This is a genomic window from Streptomyces sp. NPDC047000 (assembly GCF_040644295.1).
GTDB lineage: Bacteria > Actinomycetota > Actinomycetes > Streptomycetales > Streptomycetaceae > Streptomyces.
Map to the genome: position 1 here is coordinate 1 of NZ_JBEYWE010000066.1, position 5,231 is coordinate 5,231.

The window sequence follows — 5,231 nt, forward strand, 5'->3', positions numbered from 1 at the left end:
GCGGCTGGATCAACGAGTGGAACAAGAACCCCAAGCCGTTCGTCTGGACGAAGACCGCCGACGACATCCTCGACACCCTCGCCGCATACTGCACATGAATTAACGACTCAGGACACTAGGATGGAGCATCGACCAGCAGTACTTCCTGGCGGCACTCGAGGAATGCCGCACCTTCCGCAACGGCCTGATGCACTTCAGCCCCGACCCGATCACCAACGACCAACTGCTGCCCGCGCAGGGCCTGCTGGAACTGCTGCGCTCGGTGGACCTGCAGGACTGACGGATTCGGTTCTCACCGTGAGTGCGCCGGCCGTCACCGGTTTTCCTGGTCCTCCACCGTGTTCGCGATGCGCACCTACAGGTCCCAAAGCTGTATGACCCCGCGCATGCGTGTCCCCTTGCACGGGGGAAGCCCCGGGTGTCAGGGCATGAGGAGCAGCCTCGTGTTCGGTACGAGCTTCCGGTTCACGCTGGTGCTCTGCACGAAGATCGTGTAACCGTCGTTGTGGTCGGGCTTGACGCGCACTTCCTCGCTCGGCAGGCCGAGCAGGGCCCGGGCTTCGGGGCCGGTGTATATACGGTCGGTCTTCTTCTCCAGGACCGCGATCTGCTTCCGCGCCTGGACCTTCTCCGTCTTGCTCAACTGGTAGAACGCGCCACCTGTGCGGTAGGTGTGCCCGCTGTCGATGACGCAGTCCCGGATGGCCCCGGCGCGGGCCACATCGATCAGCCGGTACGTGGACGGATCGACCGGGGTGAGGCCGGCCGCCTTGATGGTCTCCTGGTTGACCGCTTCCGCACCTGTGGAGAACACCGTCCGCGATCCCCGGATACCCTTGGTGCGGCCGATCATGAACTTCTCGGTGGCCTGCTGGATGACCTGCCCGGCCTCTTCCAGGCCCTGAGTGCTCGTGGCGTCCCAGACGGCGACGTTGTCCTTGGGGAAGCCGCAGTTCATGGCCTCGCGCTTGCCCATCTGGTCCGGCACCAGGACAGCCAGTGTCCAGTTGTCCTGCTGGGTCTCGATCATCTCGGTCACGGCCGCCACCAGTGCGCGCGGATCCGTGCTGGGCATATCCGGCAGGCGATGGCTCACGTTCTCCTGCCCGTCGGTCAGCACGAACGTCAGGAAGCTGTGGTCACCGTACAGTTGAGCGGTCTGCGCCAGTTCCCGCTGCGACTTCAGGGTCGCCGCCAGCAGCGCAGTCATCCCACCGGCCCGGTACAACTGCTTCAGCGAAGGCATCCGCAGTACGTCCTTGTCGTAGATGACACACTCCACCTTGCTGGAGAACACGTACACGGTGACCCGGGTCTCCTGGTCCAACTCCTGCGACCGGCGGGCAAGGTACGCGATCTGCTGGTCGGCGACCTCGACGACCTTCCGGCTCAGAGCCGACATGGACGAACTGGCATCCAGGACAAGGGCAACATGATTGATGTAATTCTGGCTGCCGGACATGGCATCTCCCCGTCTCTCTGGCTCGATGTTCCTACCGTCTCACCCACCACTGACAATCGCCCGAGCCCGGTGACGTCGCCCCGGCCGGCACGGGCGCACGACAACTGACGCTGCTCGACGCATTCATCGACGGAAACATGTGACGCACCGGATTTCGTGCACTGCCGGTGGGAGGCCCGGCGCGCTTCCAGGCAAACGGGGAGCGGGTCCTGAGCGCTCGGTGATCTCTTCGAACAGCGTCGAAGACCGACCGGGTCCGACGGGAATCCGGGACCCAGGGTTGCCCGGCTGTCATCACGGTTTCCCGTAGTCCCTGACCATACCGGCGATGAGTGAGAGCAGGGCGTCGGCGCGGTGCCTGTCCTCACGCTGGGCGCGGAGGGACTCGTCGGATGCCCGGAGCCGGGCCAGGGCGGCCGGCTCACCGTCCACTGAAGCCTGGCACCGTTCTACTCCAGTTCCGCCGCGCGCCTCTTGAGGTCCTGGGCGAACGTGTCCCAGTCGGGTCCGAAGCACAGCAGGTCCGCGGCCGCCTCCCGGAGCAGCCGCGGGTCGTCGGGACGTTGCAGGCAGGCCAGTCGGTAGGCGAGGTTGCGGGCCCAGGGCGGCAGGGCCATCCAGTCCTCGGCGAGGACGTCCCGGAGCATGGCGAGGATCTCGTCGGCTGTGGCGAAGGTGAGCTGTTCGACGAAGTCACGGGCCGCCTCGTTGACCTGTCGGCTGTCGGCGCCGTCGATCGCCTGGCTGAGGCTCCGGGCCGCTGAGGTCGGATCGGGCATCTCTTACTTCTCCTGACGAGTTTCTTCTGGTTCTTCCGGGGCTCCGGAGGGTCGGAGCCGTCGTGTGCGGTACGGGCGCCCAGACCCTAGCAGCCGGTCTCGGCGTCACCCGGGCAACCGGTGCGGTGCCGGGATCGGCTGACCGGTCGCTAGGGGTTGAGCCAGTAGGTCGAGAGTTGGTAGGCACCGTCGGGCCGCTGGATGACCCGGTAGCCGACATTGTGCCCGTCGATGTCCACCGACCGGTCGAGCGGGCCGCTGAATCCGGGTGTCCCGGCGCGGGGAACGACCCCGCCGTCCCTCATGTACGCGTACACGTCGGAGACGATCGCCTGTTCGATCTGATCGGGCTTCAAGTTGGTGGTTCGCAGGTCGTTCGCGGTTCCGCCCGGTCCGGTGTGGGCCCGGTCGTAGCCGTGGCCGGTGTTGAAGTGCCACTGGTCGTCACCCACCATGGCGGAACGCTTGAGGTCCTGTCCCTCGCCCTTGGAGGTGTACTCGCCGATGGTCGGACCGTCGCCGTTGGCGTACGGAGACAGACCGAAGGGGTCGCAGACGGTGTGGGGGTTGGTCACGTAGGCGACGGGGTTCGGCGCCGGTGCCAGTCCCAGCGGATCCGGGGACGCGTACCGGCCGGTCTCCGGGTCGTAGTGCCGGAAGAGGTTGTAGTGGAGGCCGGTCTCCGGGTCGTAATACTGGCCGGGGAAACGGAGCGGGGTGTAGGCCGTGCTGGAGCGGGACCAGGCGGTGGTTCCCCACAGGGTGGTGCGGGTGCGCCAGGCGATGTGCCCGGACTCGTCGACCAGTTCGGTGGGGGTGCCGATCAAGTCGGTGGCCACGGCGAAGAACCGTCTGTCGATCTCCTCCTGGCGGGCGTCCGGCGTGAGGATCCGCTCGGTCTGGGCGAGGGGTACGAGGCCGCGGTGCTCCCAGGTGAGCGTCACCGGACGGGGAAAATCGCCGGAGACGGTGGTTTGCTCGCAGAGGGTCGGTCCGTCCCAGGTGAAACGGGTCTCCTCCGCCACCGTCTCGCCGTCCGCCGCCAGGCGCTGCTTGGTGGTGCGCCGGCCCAGGGGGTCGTAGCGGTAGCGCCAGCGGGTACCGTCGGGTGTGACGACGCGCGTGAGGCGGCCCTCGGCATCCCATGTATAGCGCCAGGTGTCCGGTTTGCGAGAGATCCGGCTCTTCTGACGCAGAGTGACACGGCCGAGGGCATCGTGTTCGAAGCGGACGCCACCCGCACGCGTAATGGTGGTGCCGGTGTACACGCGAGGCCCGGTGGCCTCGTGGCCCGGGTGCGCGTCGGGCCAGACAGCGGAGGTCTGATTGCCGCTCGCGTCGTAGGCGTACCGCTCGCTCCAGCCGGGTGCGTGGACAGCGGTGACCCGGCCGACCTGGTCGAGGTCGAAGGTACGCGTCCCCGCCGTCCGGTCGGACACCGCAGTGAGACGGCCGTCGGCGCGGTAGGCGTATGTGCGCTCGTTGAGAGCACGGGAACCCGCGCTGAGGTGCTGGGCGGACAGCCGGCCGGCCTCGTCCCAGGCGGATTCCTGGGTGACGTTGCCTCCGAAGACGCGTTCCACTTCATGTCCGGCCGCGTCGTACGTGAAGGTGATGTCATGGCCGCCGGAGATCATCCGGCTGGGGCGGCCTGCGGCGTCGTAGGCATAGCTCGTGACCAGCCCGGTGGGGGTGGTCCGGCTGACCCGGCGGCCGAGGGCGTCGTAGGTGTGGTCGAGGACGCGACCGTCGACAAGCTCGGTCCTGAGGCGACCGCACCGGTCGTAGCGGCGCAGCAGTTCGCTGTCCGGACTCGATGCCTGGACCAGGCGTCCGGCACGGTCGTAGGCATAGCTCGTAACCCGGCCTGCGACCTCCTTGCTGATCAGTCGGCCGAGCTCGTCGTAGGCGTATGCGGCCACACCGCCGAGGGCGTCGGTGCGGGCGGTGAGCCGGCCGGCGGCGTCGTGGCGGTAGGTGAGGGTGCGGCCGTCGAAGTCGGTCTCGGAGACAAGCCGGCCTGCCGGGTCGTATCCATACGTCCAGGCGAGCCCATGGGGGTCGGTGACCTGGGTGAGCCGCAGGCCGGCGTCGTGCTCGAACTCGTACCGTGCGCCGTCGGGCAGCGTGCGGGCGGCGAGGAGGTCGAAGTGGGTGTACTCGAAACGGGCCACTCCGCCCGCCGCGTCGGTATGGGCGAGGCAGTTGCCCTCGCCGTCGTAGATCCATGACTCGACGGCTCCGCCGGGACCGGTACGCCGGGCGAGCTGCCCGTCGGCGTGCCACTCCAGGCGGGTGACGGCCCCTGCCGGGTCGGTGATACGGATGGCACGGCCGAGGGCGTCGCGCTCCAGCCGGGTGGTGCCACCGGCCGGGTCGGTCACCTCCACCGGGCGGCCGGCGGCGTCGCAGCGTACGACGGTCGTGCCTCCCAGTGCGTCGCTGACGGACGTCAGGAGACCGGCTTCGTCATACGTGTAGCGGGTGGTACAGCCGGCCGGATCGGTCGCCGCGGTACGGTTCCCCCGCTCGTCGAACTCCTGGAGCCACCGGGCGCCGTCCGGGTCGTGGCGTTCCGTGGCCAGCCCGAAGGGGCCGAGTACCGCCCGGAGCTCGGTGCCGTCGGGACGGGTGACCGTGACGAGTCGGCCCTCGTCGTCGTAGGTGAAGGCGGTGGTGGCGCCGAGGGGGTCGGTGCGTGTCAGGACGTTGCCGTGGGCGTCGTGGGTGTAGCGGGTGGTGTGGCCGAGGGCGTCGGTGGTGGCCAGGATCCGGCAGCGGGGGCCGATGAGGTGGCGGGTGACGGCCCCGTCGGGGGTGGTGAGGGTGGTGGTGCGGTGGCCGGTCTCAGGGTGGGGGTCGGTGTAGGTGAGGGTGATCTGGACGTGGCCGGCCTCGCCGCCCTCGGCGATCACGCGGTCGTGGTCGTCGTAGGTGTAGTCGTAGCGGCGGTCGTTGGAGTCGGTCCAGGCGGTGACGCGGTGGCGGTC

Annotated in this window: 4 protein-coding genes; all 4 read right to left on the reverse strand. The window is 68.5% G+C overall.

Going from position 1 to position 5,231, the window contains the following annotated elements:
* Positions 1 to 421: 421 nt before the first annotated feature.
* Positions 422 to 1,462 carry a vWA domain-containing protein gene (locus tag ABZ862_RS38230; protein ID WP_360969166.1) on the reverse strand — a complete coding sequence of 347 codons (1,041 nt, stop codon included), beginning with the start codon at positions 1,460 to 1,462 and terminating at the stop codon, positions 422 to 424.
* A 294-nt stretch (positions 1,463 to 1,756) separates the two neighbouring features.
* Positions 1,757 to 1,894, reverse strand: a complete 138-nt coding sequence (locus ABZ862_RS38235) for a hypothetical protein (protein ID WP_360969172.1) — start codon at positions 1,892 to 1,894, stop codon at positions 1,757 to 1,759.
* A 17-nt stretch (positions 1,895 to 1,911) separates the two neighbouring features.
* Positions 1,912 to 2,241: a hypothetical protein gene (locus tag ABZ862_RS38240; protein ID WP_360969175.1), complete on the reverse strand. Its 330-nt coding sequence runs from the start codon at positions 2,239 to 2,241 to the stop codon at positions 1,912 to 1,914.
* Between the two features lie 149 nt (positions 2,242 to 2,390).
* The coding region (locus ABZ862_RS38245; RefSeq protein ID WP_360969177.1) for an RHS repeat-associated core domain-containing protein at positions 2,391 to 5,231 on the reverse strand (2,841 nt) is incomplete at its 5' end.